General features: G+C 56.7%; 13 protein-coding genes and 1 pseudogene. 2 read left to right on the top strand and 12 right to left on the bottom strand.

From position 1 onward, the window contains the following. Positions 1-27: 27 nt before the first annotated feature. From BISA_RS03915 to glyA, 5 genes and pseudogenes are all read right to left on the bottom strand, one after another. Positions 28-3,174 carry a UPF0182 family membrane protein gene (locus tag BISA_RS03915; protein WP_420308624.1) on the bottom strand — a complete coding sequence of 1,049 codons (3,147 nt, stop codon included), beginning with the start codon at positions 3,172-3,174 and terminating at the stop codon, positions 28-30. A gap of 147 nt (positions 3,175-3,321) precedes the next feature. Then, positions 3,322-4,047 (bottom strand): nicotinate-nucleotide adenylyltransferase, encoded by a 726-nt coding sequence (gene nadD, locus BISA_RS03910; RefSeq protein ID WP_033890344.1) that lies wholly within the window; start codon positions 4,045-4,047, stop codon positions 3,322-3,324. Next, complete coding sequence (locus BISA_RS03905) at positions 4,044-4,592, bottom strand: hypothetical protein (protein ID WP_033890343.1); 549 nt, start codon at positions 4,590-4,592, stop codon at positions 4,044-4,046. Before BISA_RS03905 ends, nadD begins: the two co-directional genes overlap by 4 nt. Then, positions 4,589-5,884: a glutamate-5-semialdehyde dehydrogenase gene (locus BISA_RS03900; protein ID WP_033890342.1), complete on the bottom strand. Its 1,296-nt coding sequence runs from the start codon at positions 5,882-5,884 to the stop codon at positions 4,589-4,591. Before BISA_RS03900 ends, BISA_RS03905 begins: the two co-directional genes overlap by 4 nt. Positions 5,885-6,009: 125 nt before the next feature. Then, positions 6,010-7,316, bottom strand: a pseudogene (glyA, locus tag BISA_RS11900) (serine hydroxymethyltransferase). A 242-nt stretch (positions 7,317-7,558) separates the two neighbouring features. Here glyA and thrC point away from each other — a divergent pair. Then, the gene (gene thrC, locus BISA_RS03890) at positions 7,559-9,049 is read left to right on the top strand and encodes a threonine synthase (protein ID WP_033890341.1); all 1,491 of its coding nucleotides are present in this window, start codon (positions 7,559-7,561) and stop codon (positions 9,047-9,049) included. Between the two features lie 71 nt (positions 9,050-9,120). Here the strand turns inward: thrC and BISA_RS03885 are convergent, their stop codons facing one another. From BISA_RS03885 to BISA_RS03870, 4 genes are all read right to left on the bottom strand, one after another. Further along, the gene (locus tag BISA_RS03885; RefSeq protein WP_033890339.1) at positions 9,121-9,840 is read right to left on the bottom strand and encodes an ABC-2 transporter permease; all 720 of its coding nucleotides are present in this window, start codon (positions 9,838-9,840) and stop codon (positions 9,121-9,123) included. Then, positions 9,840-10,556 carry an ABC-2 transporter permease gene (locus tag BISA_RS03880; protein ID WP_081889995.1) on the bottom strand — a complete coding sequence of 239 codons (717 nt, stop codon included), beginning with the start codon at positions 10,554-10,556 and terminating at the stop codon, positions 9,840-9,842. Before BISA_RS03880 ends, BISA_RS03885 begins: the two co-directional genes overlap by 1 nt. Next, positions 10,556-11,488, bottom strand: a complete 933-nt coding sequence (locus BISA_RS03875; protein WP_420308623.1) for an ABC transporter ATP-binding protein — start codon at positions 11,486-11,488, stop codon at positions 10,556-10,558. The genes BISA_RS03880 and BISA_RS03875 overlap by 1 nt, the downstream gene beginning before the upstream one ends. A 98-nt stretch (positions 11,489-11,586) precedes the next feature. After that, positions 11,587-11,967 (bottom strand): GntR family transcriptional regulator, encoded by a 381-nt coding sequence (locus BISA_RS03870; RefSeq protein ID WP_033890336.1) that lies wholly within the window; start codon positions 11,965-11,967, stop codon positions 11,587-11,589. Between the two features lie 246 nt (positions 11,968-12,213). On the opposite strand from BISA_RS03870, the gene BISA_RS03865 reads away from it, so the two are divergent. Continuing rightward, positions 12,214-12,834 carry a GNAT family N-acetyltransferase gene (locus BISA_RS03865; RefSeq protein ID WP_081889994.1) on the top strand — a complete coding sequence of 207 codons (621 nt, stop codon included), beginning with the start codon at positions 12,214-12,216 and terminating at the stop codon, positions 12,832-12,834. Positions 12,835-12,920: 86 nt separating this feature from the next. Here the strand turns inward: BISA_RS03865 and BISA_RS03860 are convergent, their stop codons facing one another. Genes BISA_RS03860 through BISA_RS03850 form a run of 3 tightly spaced genes read right to left on the bottom strand, consistent with a single transcriptional unit; the run spans position 12,921 to position 16,266 of the window. Further along, complete coding sequence (locus BISA_RS03860; protein ID WP_033890334.1) at positions 12,921-13,568, bottom strand: HAD family hydrolase; 648 nt, start codon at positions 13,566-13,568, stop codon at positions 12,921-12,923. Beyond that, the gene (gene recN, locus BISA_RS03855) at positions 13,565-15,301 is read right to left on the bottom strand and encodes a DNA repair protein RecN (protein WP_033890332.1); all 1,737 of its coding nucleotides are present in this window, start codon (positions 15,299-15,301) and stop codon (positions 13,565-13,567) included. Before recN ends, BISA_RS03860 begins: the two co-directional genes overlap by 4 nt. Then, positions 15,301-16,266, bottom strand: a complete 966-nt coding sequence (locus tag BISA_RS03850) for an NAD kinase (protein WP_051917325.1) — start codon at positions 16,264-16,266, stop codon at positions 15,301-15,303. The genes recN and BISA_RS03850 overlap by 1 nt, the downstream gene beginning before the upstream one ends. Positions 16,267-16,342 lie beyond the last annotated feature (76 nt).

The following is a 16,342-nucleotide window of genomic DNA, read 5'->3' as shown; positions in this document are numbered from 1 at the left end:
TCACCAGCGCCGAATCCTAATCAATTATTACTTGTCGAGCTCAATGGCCTTGTTGATGGCGTCTTCGAGCTTCTTCTGGGCTTCACCGTAGGCGGTCCAGTCACCATTCTTCATGGCGTCCTGGCTGTCCTTCATGGCTTGAGCGGCATCGTTCAGCGCCTGCTGGAGTTCAGGGCTGCGCGAAGTGGTTGCTTCATCAGAGCCATTGGCGTTGGACTGGTTGGAACCATTTTGATTCTCGGACTTGTTCGATTCCGCCGACTTGTTGGATGAGCTCGAAGAATCCGAACCGTTCACGTTCTCGGCGTCACCGGCGCTGGCACCGGAATCACCACCGAACACCTGATCCAATGCCTCATCCAACGTATCCGCGAAACCGACTTGATCGCCAAAGGCCACCAACGTCTTCTTCAACAATGGGAAGGACGTGGCACCTGAGGACTTCACGTACACCGGTTGCACGTAGACCAGACCTCCACCGAGCGGCAGGGTCAACAGGTTACCTCGCACCACCTTGGTGTCGCCGGACTGCAGCAGGTTCAGTTCCTTGGACACATCGGCATTGGCGTTGAAATTGTTCTGAGCCTGTCCAGGGCCCGGCACATTGGAATCCTTCGGCAATTCCTGCAGTCGAATAGTGCCATAGTTCGGGCCAATCTTGCCCTTCTGATTACCGGCGTCGGAATCCACTGAGAGGAATCCGGTCAGAATCTCACGAGTGGACTGGCCTGCCGGAATATACGTAGAGGTCAAAGAGAAGATCGGCTCCTTAGTGCCACCGGTTTGCAGCGTCAGGTAATACGGCGGCTGCAGAATGTCCTGATCCTGCTGGGCCTGGGACTCAGTGGGATCGACCGGCGTCTGCCAGAAGTCCTCACCGGAGTAGTACTGGCTGGCGGAAGTCACATGGTACTTGGAAAGCAGTTCGCGCTGCACCTTGAACAAGCTTTCCGGGTAGCGCATATGGCTCATCAGATCACCGGAAATATCGCTCAGCTGGTGGTACTGACCAGGGAAGATCTGCTCCCATGCCTTAATCACCGGGTCGGAGGTATCCCAGACGTATAGGTCCACGGAACCGTCGTATGCATCGACGGTGGCCTTAACCGAGTTGCGGATGTAGTTGGCCTGCTGAGAGCCCAGCGAGGAAACCGTCGAGGAGGAAACCGTGGTGGAATCCTGAGTGGCGGTGCCAAGGTTGGTCATCTGCGAGTACGGGTAAGCGTCGGAGGTGGTGTAACCGTCCACAATCCACTTGACTCGACCGTCGACCACTGCCGGGTAGACGCGGCCGTCAAGCGTCAGGTATGGAGCCACCTTGGCCACGCGTTCCTTGGGGGAACGATCGTACAAGATCTGCGATTCAGAGGTCACACGGTCAGAGAACAAGATCTGATCGGAGCCGAAACGAATCGCATAGAGCAAACGCGACAACAAATTGCCCACCGAGGGGCCACCGTTGCCCTTGAAGGTGGTTAATGCTCCTTCGGAACCGGTTGGGTAATCGAACTCCCACGGCTGAGTGCCGCTTGGGGCGCCAACGATGGAGTATTCGGTGGTGTTCGGGGAGAAGTAGATACGCGGTTCATACTTCTGGGATTCGGTGAGCTTGCCTTGTGTCGGGATGCCGGATTCGAAGAATTCCGGCTGGCCATCGGCGGTAACCTTGTTACCATAAGCGGCCACCACACCGTAACCGTGGGTGTATACCGTGTGGTCGTTCACCCAGTTGCGGTTGTCGTTACCATCCAGATCAAGCTCACGAGCGGCAATCACCGTGTCTTGGGAGACGCCATCCACATCGTATTTATCAACGGCAAGCGTGTCCGCGAAGGTGTAATACTGCTTGGATTGCTGCAGCTGCTTGAACGTGGGGCTCACCACCTGCGGATCCAGGAGACGAATCTGAGCAGTGGTGTCTGCTTCCTTGGCAAGCGCACCCTGTTCACCCTTGTTGGTGACCTTATAATTTTCGGTCTTGAGCTTATCCAAGCCATAGGCAGCACGAGTGGCGTCGATATTGCGCTGAATGTAGGTGGATTCCATTTCCTGTGCATTCGGGTTCACACGGAAACGCTGCAACAGGGCCGGCCATGCCACAGTGAGCACCAGAGCCACCACTATGGTTGCGGAAATGGAAATCACCGGCACACGCCAAGCTTTCAGTGCTGCGGAAGCGCGCACGCCAAGGGAAGCGGGACCTTCCAGTGCATGCGATTGCATCAGCCAGACGCCGAGCACCACGCCGAGAATGGCTGTCAATGCAGCCATGATGATGGTGACCGGGATATTCGCATGTACAGCGGTGTATGAAGCACCTGTGATGCGGGAGCCTTGCACGGTGAGCTGATCGAATACGCTGAACGCCTGACGAACCGCCCAAGCCAACATGTTGAGAATCAGCCAGATACCAAGCTGACGGCGGGCACGCTTAGTGATGGAAAACAGACCGCGGCCGTTCACCGGCATGGTGATGCGGATGCCGCCCATCAGCACATGGGTGATCAGCGAGAAGACCAGCCCCACGCCGAGCAGCATGGAAATGGCTGCCAGCACCAGCTTCAATCCCGGCAGCACGAACACATAGAAGCCATTATCAAGACCGAATTGCGGATCGTTGGCACCGAAGCTTTGCGCATGGAACATGAGCAAGATCTCGCTCCAGTTCGCATTGAACTGTGCACCGAAGATTGCGCCGACAATCAGTGATATCACCACGGCTACGCGGCGCGCGGTTTTGGAGCTGAAGGATTTGCCGACTTCCACCACGTCACCGTTGATGCGGATGGTGGAGCCGTCTGCCGAATCAGGGCGTGCGCGGATGGCCAGCCATGCGGCAATGAAGCCGGTCAAAGCCATAAGCAGTGCATAGGCCACCCATAGGCCGACTTTGACGCCGAGCTGCACCCAGACCACGGATTGGAAGCCAAGCTGGCCGTACCACATCAAATCGGTGATGAAGCGAGATAGTGCGAAGAACAGGCTGACAACAATGATCAGCGCCAGCACAATGCCGAGCATGATCTTGGTGCCGCGATTGTTGTGCGAAGAGGCAGTATTGCGAGTCAAACGCGGACGGGCAGAGCCGCCAAACGGCGGATGCCCAGTGCCGGAACCGCGCGTATTGTTGCCGGAAGCGGGGCCATCCCCATCAGCCTCGACGTTGAGAATAATCGGATCATCGTTGTTCGACTGGTTGCGCGCACGATTATCGCCGCCACCATTGCCGAAGAATACGGAGAAAGGATCATTAAAAGACATGCCTTCCAGCGTACAGACAGGCCGCGAACGGGCATTATGCCGCTAGCGCACAGGCAATAATCAGCTGCGCGAGTAGAGGCCGTGTTTGCCTATGTATTGCACTACGCCATCCGGCACCAGGTACCAGACCGGCTCATTGTGCTCGGCACGGCGACGCACATCGGTCGAGGAGATGGCCAAGGCTGGAATCTCCAACGTGTCGACTTTGCCTTCCGGCAGTTTTACGCCTTCCGGAGAAGAGTAGCCGGGGCGTGTAACTGCCACGAAGTGCGCCAAGTCCCACATTTTCTCAGCGTCTTTCCACTGCATAATCTCTGCAACGGCATCAGCGCCGGTGATGAAGAACAGCTCGGCATCCGGGTGTTGGGCGCGAATGTCCTTCAACGTATCAATGGTGTAGGTGACGCCTGGGCGGTCGATATCCACGCGGGAGACCGTGAACTTTGGATTGGAAGCCGTGGCAATCACCGTCATCAGGTAACGGTCTTCCGCATTGGTGACGTGCTTATCCAATTTGAAGACCGGCCGACCGGTGGGCACGAAAATCACTTCATCTAAGTCATACACCCACGCGACTTCGGAGGCTGCAACCAAGTGCCCATTGTGAATCGGGTCGAATGTGCCGCCCATGATGCCAATACGCAGGCGCGTGTGCCAGTTGCCGCGTGCGGAAAGCCGACCTTTGCCGTGCCCATTCACACCGGATTGACCGGATAAATCAGACATGCGGCGACCGGTCTCCTCTTGGGAGATGGCCACAAGTTCCGCGGGCTCACTCGCACTCATGCCTGCCCGCCTTCATTAGCCTCATCACCCTGACCGTCTGCGAATTCGGTTTCCTGCTCCATCTCATCAGCGGTGGGATCGTTCTCCTGAGGGTCAATCTTGCCCATATCCTCATCCCACTCGTCCTGCACCACACGGCGGATTTCCGCGAAGGTTGGCAGCGGGAATTCCGGCTGGTACAGGCGGCGAACTTCAGCCACACGCTCGGTGATGCGAATCAGCGTGTCGGTCATGCCGTCAATATCGCCATCGTGCTCCATCTGGCTGAACTTGGAAATATACCCTTCCATCAGTTCCATGTGCTCGCGCACGACTTTCAACTGAGCGTCAGTCAAATCAACGACCTCGGAAGAATCGGTCTCCGGCCAGCCGATGAGTACAGCATCCGCATACTCCAATGAGGCGCGCTGTGCTGCGGATGCAATGCCATCCTCAATCTGCACGAGGAAGACATAGCGGACAATGCTCAATCGTTCAGCGGCGATTTTGAGGCCGATTTTCGGGTCTTGAGGCTCTACGGTGTTGGTCTCAACGTTTTCGCTCATGCGCGCACCTGTCCTGTTCCGTATCCAATCCATTTGGTTGTGGTCATTTCACGCAGTCCCATCGGTCCACGAGCGTGCATCTTCTGCGTGGAGATGCCCAGTTCGGCACCAAAGCCGAACACGCCGCCATCCGTGAATCGTGTGGAAGCGTTGACCATCACTACTGCTGAGTCTATACGCTTCGTGAACGTTTCGATGGCTTCATAATCCTCAGCAATGATGGATTCAGTGTGGCCGGTGGAGTGCTGGTTGATATGGACGATGGCTTCATCAAGACTGTCCACCACTTTGACGCCCATCTTCAACGCCAAGTATTCGGTGTCCCAGTCCTCTTCTGTGGCATGGTTGAGATCGATGCCCTCGATGGCTGCGCCTTGAATAATGTCATAGGAGATGGTGTCCGCTTGCAGCACGACGTTTGCTTGGGCCAAGGATTCGGCAATGGTCGGCAGAAAATCGGCAGCCACATCCTTATGAATCAACAGTTTTTCGGCGGCGTTGCATACGCCAACGCGCTGGGTCTTCGCATTCAAAATAATCGGTATGGCTTTGGCGAGATCGCCGGATTTATCGATGTAAATGTGCACGTTGCCAGCACCGGTTTCGATAACCGGCACTTTGGAATTACGCACGACAGCTTGGATGAGGCCTGCACCGCCGCGTGGCACCAATACATCGATATGGCCGCGCGCTTCCATCATGGCAGTGGCGCCCGGGCGCCCGTACTGATCAACCGACTGCACGAGTGCAGCATCAAAACCGTGCGCTTCAAGCACCGGCGCGATTACATTGAGCGTTGCCGCGTTGGTACGTTCTGCGGCGTGACCGCCACGCAGAATCGCGGCGTTTCCGGATTTCAGGCATAGGCTGGCAACGTCCACGGTGACGTTTGGACGCGCCTCGTAAATCATGCCGATGACGCCAAGTGGCACACGAGATTGCGTCAGGCGCAGACCATTGGGCAGATTGTAGCCACGAACGATTTCCCCCACTGGGTCAGGTAATGTGGCCACATGACGCACACCCTGCGCTGCAGCTGCCACGCGTGGTACGTTGAAAAGCAGACGGTCAAGCTTACCGGCGTCCATGCCGCCTTCCTTGGCTTCAAGCATGTCAAGGCTGTTGGCCGCCTCAATATCATCGGCATGCTCATCCAGCGCATCAGCGATAGCCAGTAACAAATCGTTCTTAACCACGGTGTTTGCCCGAGCAAGTTTTTCCTGTGCGCGCGCCGCCCGATCGGCTTGCTCGCACACGGCATCGAATACTTCAGGACTCAGTGCTTCGCTCATAACAGATAAGGGTAGCTCACAATGCGGCACACCGCTTGTTTCGGCTCGGTTTTAGGCATAGAAAAGGCTCCCCTTTCAGGGAGCCAATATGCTATTGCGGCCGAGTGGCAGACTCAGCGCACAGCTCAGTGAATCTGGTCGAGGTCCGGGTAGAGCGGGAAGTCCTCAACAAGCTTGTCCACGCGAGCCTTCAGGGTCTCCACGTCTGCGGACGGGCCGGCTGCGAGAGCGGTACCGATGATATCGGCGACCTCCTCGTATTCCTTCGGCCCGAAGCCACGGGTGGCCAATGCGGAGGTACCGATGCGCAGGCCGGAAGCGACCGAGGCCGGGCGTGGGTCGAACGGCACGGTGTTGCGGTTGATGGTGATGCCGCACTGAGCGAGCAGATCCTCGCCCTGCTTGCCGTCCATCTCGGAGTTGCGCAGGTCGACCATCACCAGATGTACGTCGGTGCCACCGGTCAGCACGGAGATGCCATTGGCCTTGACGTCATCGGCCATCAGACGGTCGGCGAGAATCTTGGCGCCGTCGAGCGTGCGCTGCATACGATCCTTGAACTCCGGGGTGCCAGCCACCTTGAAACTCACGGCCTTGCCGGCCACCACATGCATGAGCGGACCGCCCTGCTGGCCTGGGAACACAGAGGAGTTGAGCTTCTTGGCGTACTCCTGCTTGGCCAGAATGAAGCCGGAACGAGGACCGCCGAGCGTCTTGTGGGCAGTGGAGGAAACCACGTCGGCATACGGCACCGGGCTCGGGTGCAGGCCAGCGGCCACCAGACCGGCGAAGTGGGCCATATCAACCCAGAACTTGGCACCGACTTCGTCGGCGATCTCCTTCATGGCCTTGAAGTCCTCAATGCGCGGGTAGGCGGACCAGCCGCCGATAATCATGGCCGGGTGCACTTCGAGCGCGCGCTGGCGGATGATTTCCGGGTCGATGCGGAAGGTCTCCGGGTTCACGCCGTAGGCTTCGGCGTGGTAGAACTTGCCGGAGAAGTTGATCTTCATGCCGTGGGTCAGGTGGCCGCCGTGGTCGAGAGCCAGGCCGAGCACGGTGTCGCCGGGCTTGACGAGCGCCTGATAGACGGCTGCGTTGGCCTGTGCACCGGAGTGAGGCTGCACGTTGGCGTATTCGGCGCCGAACAGTTTCTTAACGCGTTCACGGGCGATGGTTTCGATCTGGTCGACGAATTCGCAGCCACCGTAGTAGCGGCGGCCCGGGTAACCTTCGGCGTACTTGTTGGTGAGCACAGAGCCTGGCACTGCAATACCGCACGCGGCACGAAGTTTTCGGAGGCGATCATTTCAAGACCGCCCTGCTGGCGGCGAAGTTCGGAATCAAGCAGCTCGGCGATTTCCGGATCTGCAGCGCTGATGGGAGCGTTGAAAGCGTCGGTTGCGGTTTGTGCATGGGATGAAGCGGTCATCTGTGCTCCTTAAGGTGTGGATAACGACTGGTTTGCCGTTCGTGTTGCACTGTATTGAACTTTTGTAGCGGTACTGTTTCCTGCTAGTTGTGGCATGTCTCACCACTTGGACTTTTCCATGAAACGCCGGGAACCTGTACCCCACCTGATAAACGAGACGAAAACAGCTGACTGCCCATGCCGCACGGTAAACTAAAGTAGATTTTTCAAACCTTTCTGGCTTCAAGATTCAAAGGATTATCGTGGCTACCACCTTCCATTCCACTCGCAGCACCACCGATTCGCTGACCGCCAAGCAGGCGATTCGTAAAGGTATCGCCGATGACGGCGGCCTGTTCGTCTCGGACGATTTGGGTAAGACCAAGGTGGATATCGCCGACTTGGCCGGCAAGACCTATCAAGAGATCGCCGCCAATGTGCTCGGCGCACTACTGCCGGACTTCACCGCTGAAGAGCTTGCCCAGTGCATCACTGACGCCTATGGCTCGCAGTGGTCCGATGAGCGCATCACCCCGTTGAAGTCTTTGGGCGAGGATTACATTCTCGAGCTGTTCAACGGCCCGACTTCTGCATTCAAGGACGTGGCCCTGCAAATTCTGCCGCGTTTCATGGCGCATACCACGCCGGCCGATGGCGACCAAAACGAAAAGATCATGATTCTCACGGCCACTTCTGGAGACACCGGCAAGGCTGCGCTGGCCGGTTTCGCTGATGCTCCGGGCACTGCCATCACCGTCTTCTATCCGGAAGGCAAGGTGAGCCAGGTGCAGGAACTGCAGATGACTACGCAGACAGGCGCCAACGTGAATGTGGCCGCTGTGGAAGGTAACTTCGATGACGCCCAGTCCGCAGTCAAGCGCATCTTCGGCGATAAGGTTCTGGCCGAGCGCCTTGCCAAGGATTCGCATGTGGTGCTTTCCTCCGCCAATTCCATCAACGTGGGTCGCTTGGTGCCGCAGGTGGTCTACTACTTCTCCGCATATGCTCAGCTGCTCGCCGATCAGGTAATCAATGTTGGCGATGAGGTGGAGTTCGTGGTACCGACCGGCAACTTCGGCGATATTCTTGCCGGCTACTATGCCAAGCTGCTCGGCCTGCCGGTCAAGCACTTGGTGGTGGCTTCCGATAAGAACAATGTGCTGTTCGAGTTCCTGACCACTGGCACCTACAACCGTCAGCGTCCGTTCTTCCAGACTATCTCCCCCTCGATGGATATTCTCATCTCCTCGAACTTGGAGCGTATGCTCTACTACTTCTCCGAGGGTGACACTCGCCTGATTTCCATGCTGATGAACGATCTCAAGAACTGGGGCACGTATGAGGTTCCAGAGCCGCTGCTGGCCAAGATCCGTCAACTGTTCGGCTGCGGTTGGGCCAACGAGGATCAGGTGCGCGAGATGATCGCCGACTGTTGGAACAAGAACCATTACGTGATTGATCCGCACACCGCCTGCGCATACTTCGTAGCCCAGCAGATGCCGCGCGATCCGCTGACCCCGCGTGTGATTCTGTCCACCGCGAGCCCGTACAAGTTCCCGCGCGTGGTGAACGAGTCTCTTGGATTCGATGCCACCGGCACCGATTTCGAGTGCATGGATGTACTCTCGCGCGAAACCGGCATCACCGCCCCGGCTGCCCTGCGAGGACTGGAGAACGCCGACGTGCGTTTCAACGCGGTCGTGCCGATCGACGGCATGGAGCGTTTCGTGGCCAACGCCGCCGAATCGCTGTGATCAGGCCAACGCAGTCGTAGATACTAGGGCTCCCTACCGGGAGCCCTTTTCCATTTCAAAAGAGAAATCGATTACAGCTCTTTAGCACTCCAGATGCGCAGGGAGATGCGGTAGGAGGAGATAAGGGCCACGATGGCGATGGCTGCCATCGCAATCCAACCGATTGGCGATACCGTGATGGACGTAGACAGCACCTGCGAGCGCATGCCGTCAGGCAAAAGCAGCAGGATGATCTGCGCGGCGAAGAATAGGGTGATCGCACCGGTGAACAGCCTTGAATAGGCCTTGACGAAATCAGCGCAGGAATAGAACACCGGAATCACTATGGCAGCCAACACCACGAAAGCGGACATGGCGAGCGGCACAACCGTGGAGAGCGCGCTCAAGCCGATGCCGAACCACAGTTTGGACAATGCGATTTCGATGGCGAGTTCCGTAAAGCAAATCAGGAACAGCACACCTGCCGAGCAGTAGCGCATATTGACCTGCGTGCGGCGGGATACCGGCATCACACCAATCATTCGAGCCGAAGCCAGCTGATTGTCACTGTTGAATTGGAATAATACGGCGATAGATGCGACCCAGTACATAACGGTCAGATACGACATAACCGTGAGCGGCAGGCCTGATTCATCCGGCCCCGATTGCCAGGTGAACGCGGTAAATACCAGCGGGGCCAGGAATGCGATAACATTCAGCACCGTGGAATTTCCGGTGAGAGCAGCGAAATCCATACGCAAAGCAATACGCTCGGCATGCAGGTGAATGTTCTTGCTCGACGCGGATACCATCAGAACTCCTTCACAAGATAGATGCGCAGCGACACGGCAAGTGATGCAGCCACAGCAGCGGTCGTCAGAACCACTCCGCCCAGAGCCGGCCAGACCACACCCGCACCCGACATGACCTCGACCGAAGAGGCCACCCATGAGATGAGAGCGTCAATCAAAGCCGGAGCCAGTTTGGCGAGCAATGCGAATATGGCGGCTATCGCCGCACCGAGTCCAATGCAGATGAGCATCATCGTCAGCAATGCCTTCTGATACATGAACCGGTAGCACAGTGGAATCATCACCGATTCGAACAGCGCATACATCACAATCGCAGTCAGCACAGATATTGCCATCGCAGAAAACTGAATCAGCCCGGACTCAAATAGCATGCCGGTACTGACACAAACCGCAACCTCCAATGCCAAAATCAGCATGCATGCACCAACTACGAGATACCGGCCAATCACCTGATGAACACGACGAACCGGAATAATGCCGTTCATCCAGTTGTTCTGCCCCTGCTGTTCAAAAGTGAACGCGTTGAGCGGCAGCAAGGCAAGCATCGCGGAGACACCACCGATAGCGGCTCCGGGCATATAACTGACACCGCCTGAGATACTTCCGAGCAGTATTATCGCCGCGGGAAATCCTATGAGCAGGACCAGTATCGAGAACACGCCCTGTGAAGTAATCCGCCGCACATCCAATCCAAAGGCACGCCATATCCCGGTCATCACGCCACCTCCATTGCATGTACAGCATCATCCGCATTAGTCAGGCGAATGATGTCGTCAATGGAGGCCGGTTCGACAGCGAGCGGCACCATCCCATGCCGCCCGTCTTCGGCTTTGAGCCCTGCGATTTTGCTAAGGTCCTCGGCACGCACGAGTGCATCGAAGCCGGTCTCATAGCGGTGGATGCCGACCGCTACACCCCTGACGTCAGGCACCAAATCCTCCGGCCCGCCTTTGACCAGTCGGAAGGATTCCTCGAATTCGTCCTTGGGACCGGTGAAATAGAGTTTGCCGCGCGTGATGTAGGTGATGAAGTCGGCGGCCCGCTCGAGGTCGGCGGTGATGTGCGTGGAGAACAGCACACTGCGTTCCCCATCCGCAATGTAGTTCTGGAGGATATCCATGAGCTCGTCGCGGGCGAGCACATCGAGACCACTGGTGGGCTCGTCGAGCACCAACAGTTTGGCGTCATGACTCAGCGCCACGGCAAGCATGAGCTTCATCTGCATGCCGCGGGAAAGCTCCTTTACACGCTTCCTGCGGTCCAGGCCGAAGCGTGTGAGATAACCGTCAAACGCGGCATGGTCCCACGCGAGGTACATCGGCGCCATAGCCTGCTCGACCTTGTTCACCGTCCACATTTCGATGAAATAGCTGGAGTCAAAGACCACGCCGAGGTTTTCCTTGACGGTCTCCTCGTCGGCTATATTATCGAGGCCCAGCACATGGATTTCACCGGCATCGCGGTGGATCATGTTCAGGATGAGCTTGATCAGCGTGGATTTGCCGGTGCCGTTCGGGCCGATAAGGCCCATGATGTAGCCGGCCGGCAAGTCGAAGGTGATGTCGTCCAGCGTGAAACCGGAATCGTAATGCTTGGTTGCGCCGGTGATGGACAACGCCACCGGCGATTGATCAATGGTCATAGCAATGCCTTGCCTTTCATTAGACGACGAGCAGTAAATGCCCGTCATCCGTGTGACTACCCCTCAGTCGTGCTTCGCACGCCAGCTCCCCTGACAAGGGGAGCCTACGAAGGATGTTTCTGGTATTCCTTGGCGAGCATCGTTTCCAAATCGGCAAGCGGGATGTCGGCGGCCTTGGCCGCGCAGACGGCTTCGGCAAGGCTCGTACGGGCCTGGGCCTCAAGCTGATTACGCATCAACTCATTGCCTTTGTCCATCACGAACGTGCCTTTGCCCTGGATATTCTGCACCACACCCTCATCGGCCAACTCGTTGTACGCCCTGGTGACAGTGAGCACGGAAATGCGCAGTTCCTTGGCCAGCTTGCGCAAGGAAGGCAGCGCCTCCCCCGCTTTGAGTTCGCCGTTCAACACACTCGCACGAATCTGGTTCTTGATTTGCTCGTAGATAGGTTCACCGGACACGGATGAGATGATCAGTTTCACCTATGCCCCTTTCGATTATTTTCCGTTATAGCGCTCGCAGCTGTTTAGCTGTTATACATCACAGTATAACTGTTATCGCCAACTGTCAAGGTGTGTTACATAACAGTACAACAGCTCTGTTTGACGGCATGAATATTTCTTGCAAGGCAATGTGTGAACACTTGATAAACAATGCAGCAGAAGAACTTTCCGTCTACGAGTCGAAACATAAGGCATGCATACAATGGCACTGGAAAGGGGCTTGCTATGCCAAACAACGTTGTTACCTTGCGCACTACAGAGCCAAATGATTACCCATACCTTGAAGCTTGGTGGAATGATGCATCCGTTGCGGATGGATGCAGGGTCACCACTGACACCCTTCCGCGAGAACGGGTGGATGCCCAGTTCCACGGATGGAGCGACACCGACGACAGCCACCGGTTCGGTCGGACCGTATTGGATCCAGGTGGCATGCCCATCGGTCACATCGCCGCATGGAATTGTGAAGATCCGGATCGCGACGCTACGATGGGCATTCTCATCGGCCCGTATTTCCAGGGTCTTGGCTATGGCAATCAGGCCATGAAACTCGGTATTCAGCTCGCCGCCAATCAACTCAAAGCGAAAACCATTACCGTGAAAGTCTGGTCGTTCAACCTTCGTGCGCGGCACATGGTTGAGTCTCTCGGCTTTAAGGAAGTCGAGCGTAAGGCTGAGGTCGTGGAGCGTGATGGTCGTGTATACGACGAAGTCATTTACCGCGCCCCGACTGCCACATTGCTGAAGCGTATTGCATCCGAAAAGGCCGAACGCCAGGAGGGCGAGGAGCTGGAACGTCAGCGGTTCAAGTCGAATCGCAGCGCTGATTTGCAGTCGATTTTCTAACTAAGGTCGAGACGCAGCATGTTTTGACTCCCCTCAGTCAGCTACGCTGACAGCCCCCTCAGCGAGGGGAGCCAGAACATGATCCGCTAATGCAAACGCGGCGCGTCATGAAAATCATGAAGCGCGCCATCGGCGACGCGCGTGATTTCCGGCCAGTCGGCTGCCGAAGAATCGTCATACATGGCCCAAGCCTGCATGCCAGCCGACTTGGCGGAGCGAATCGCCACTAGCAAATCCTCGAACACCGTGCAATCCTCCGGTTTTACCCCAAGTCGTCTGGCAGCAAACAGATATACATCTGGCTCGGATTTGCCAACTCCCCCGGCATCATCCACGGAAACGATCACATCAAAGTACTTGCTCATACCCAAGTGGTCAAGAGCCGCGGTACGCAACTGCGGCATCAGCGTAGTCGCAACGCCTAAACGCACGCCGACAGCCTTAAGCTCACGTAAATATTCCACCGCTCCTGGCTTAGCTTGAACCGTGGTGCCATAGGCGATGCGAGCCATCTCATCCCATTCAGCCAGCAACTGTTCAGGTGTATCCGGCAAATCGAATCTTGCAATAGTGTATTCAGCGATTTCCCGAAACTGCATCGATGCCACAGTAGTCATATAGTCGGCCGGCACGGCAATACCACGGCGACCAAGAAAATCAATGTCTATCTGATTCCAGACACCCATCGAATCGAGTAAGGTGCCGTCAAGGTCGAAGATGGCGGCTTTACTCACAGCACTGACTCCTTCAGCAGTTCGCGGGCGTGATCGAGAGAGGCTTCGGATTCGGATCCGGAGAGCATACGCGCGATTTCATGCACGCGAGCATCATCGGCGACCTCATCCACCGTGGTCACGACTCCCACAGCATCGTCATCAGCATCCGGTGGAATCTTGGTGACCACAAACTGGCTGTCTGCCCAAGAAGCCACCTGTGCCAAATGCGTCACCACAATCACCTGCGAAGTACGCGCCAGACGAGCTAGACGCTTGCCCAGTTCAGCTGCAGCCTTGCCTCCAACGCCGGCATCGACTTCATCAAAAATGAACGTCATATCAGAGTTTGCGTCGGCCCCATCATGATTCGATTGTCCGTCATGCATATCCGCCGCAGACAGCTCCAAGGCAAGCATCAAGCGGCTCAACTCGCCGCCCGACGCGCTTTTGCCCATCGGCAACTGCGGAGAACCCTCATACGGAGTAAACAGGAATGCGATATCGTCACCGCCGTTGGCATCCAAAGCATCCCGCCTGGAAACCTGAATTTCCAACGATGCGCCCGCCATAGCCAACGATTCCAATTCCGAGGTGACCCGATGAGCCAATTGCGCAGCCGCGACCGCTCTAACGTGGCTTAACACATCCGCTGCCGCAACGGCCTTATGATGCAAATCCGCGCGCTGAGATTCAAGCTCGGCAAGCTTCTCAGGAGAAGCATCCAGGTCTTCAATCTCAAAAGCAGCCTTATCCCGCCAAGCAATAACATCGGTCAAAGTAGGACCCCAACGGCGGGTCAACTCCCCCAACTCATGAATCCGCGCATTCAACGTATCCAAGTCGGCATCGCCAAAGTCCTCGTCCAAATGACCGGACAAGGTGAACACCACATCCTGCAATTCAGCGTTCAATGATTCAAGCCGATCGGCAAGCTCGTTGAAATCACCCGACGCATGAATGCCACGCAAAGCCTGAGCCGCCTGCAGTAGCAGATCCGAAGCACTTGCACTATCGGAAGAAGAATCAAATTCCAACTGCGAGGAGTCCAACGCAGCGAGTGCACGAGAGACGCCTTCCGCAATATCAGCTGCGTTTTCAATACGATCGCGCTTCGCCTTGAGATCTTCATCCTCTCCCGGATGAGGATCGATTTCGTTGATATGTTCCACCGATTCGCGCAGATAGTCGGCACGTTGACGAGCCGACGATTCCTGCGAGCGCAAGCGCGCAAGTTTCTCGTCTAAGTCAGCGAGCGCCCGCCATGCTGCACGATAAGCATCGAGTTCGGCATCGTCGCCGGCAGCCCTATCCAAGAATTCACGTTGGCGCGCAGCGGATGCGATTTTCAACTGCTCGGCTTGTCCGTGAATGGTTACGAGCTCGCCAGCCACACTGGCGAGCACGGATTTGGGCACGCTTTTGCCGCCCAGAACAGCACGCGAGCGGCCTGCCGCCTTAACGGTGCGAGAGAGAAATAATTCGCCATCTTCTGCGTCGACACCGGCCTCATGCGCAATGCTCGCGGCAGAGGCATCATCATGTACAGCGAAAATGCCCTGAGTCCAGGCCTCATCCGCTCCTGTGGTGACACGGCCGGCATCGGCCGGCCCACCGGAAATCAGACTAAGCGCAGACAGCAGCATGGATTTGCCGGCTCCGGTTTCACCGGTGATGGCGGTCATGCCTGGAGCCGGAGCAATGGTGGCCTCGTGAATCGGCCCAAGATTGCGGATATCAAGCTCTTCCAGCATCAGGCTTTCACCTCGCCCGGCGTATTGGATTCATCTGCAGCAGTCATCGAATCATGCCCATGAATCACCGGCCGACCGCTAGCTTCGGCCCTGGCATGTTCACGCCAGCCAACCACTGGCAAATCAAACTTGGAAACGAGACGATTCGTAAACGGAACACCGGAAAGTCGCGCCAGTCGCAGCGTATCGCGGGATTCACGCACCATGATGCGCGTACCTTGCGGCAGCGCCCGTTGTCTGCGCCCATCGCAGCAAATCCAGCCTTCGGACATGGATTCATCCAGAATATCAATAGTAAACGTGGAACCTGAACCGATAATCAGAGGTCGGGCGAACAGCGCGTGCGCAGCCAACGGAATCAATTGCAACGCCTTGACGTTCGGCCAAATCACCGGACCACCTGCGGAAAACGCATATGCCGTGGAACCAGTGGGAGTGGAAACGATAACGCCGTCCGCGCCGAAGGAATTCATTTCCACATCATCCACGCGGATGGAAAGCTCAACCATTTTGCCGCGGTCGGCGCGCTCCAAAGTAATGTCATTCAGCGCCCAATCCTCAATGGGTTCGGTGGCACCAGGCAGCCACACATCCACATGGGCAATCATGCGTTCATCGATGGAATAGTCGTGTTCAGCCACCCTACGAATCGCTTCGTCAATCTGGAAGCTTTCGAATTCGGCCAAGAAACCCACATGCCCCATGTTGACGCCCAAAATCGGCACCTGAGTGCAATGCACCAGTTCGGCGGCGCGCAGAATCGTACCGTCGCCCCCAAGCACCACAACGATTTCCGTATCCTCGGGAACACAGGCTGGCTGTACACCAAAATCAGGCGCTTCGGTGTTATCGATAATCGTCACTTCGAAGCCCGCGACTCGCAGCTGGCTTACCGCTTCAGATACCACGGTTCCGGACTGCCTGAGCCTCGTATGCGTTACTACCACCGCATTGCGCTTGGTCATGGGCTTCCTCCTCCTGATTGTCACAGCCGCCGACTGCACCTAGTGACCATCCTAACCGGCGAACACGTCAGTGGAT

Origin of the sequence: Bifidobacterium saguini DSM 23967 (assembly GCF_000741715.1) — a bacterium.
Taxonomy (GTDB): Bacteria; Actinomycetota; Actinomycetes; order Actinomycetales; family Bifidobacteriaceae; genus Bifidobacterium; species Bifidobacterium saguini.
Note: the sequence above shows the minus strand (reverse complement) of the source record. Positions and strands in the feature narration are given on the sequence as shown.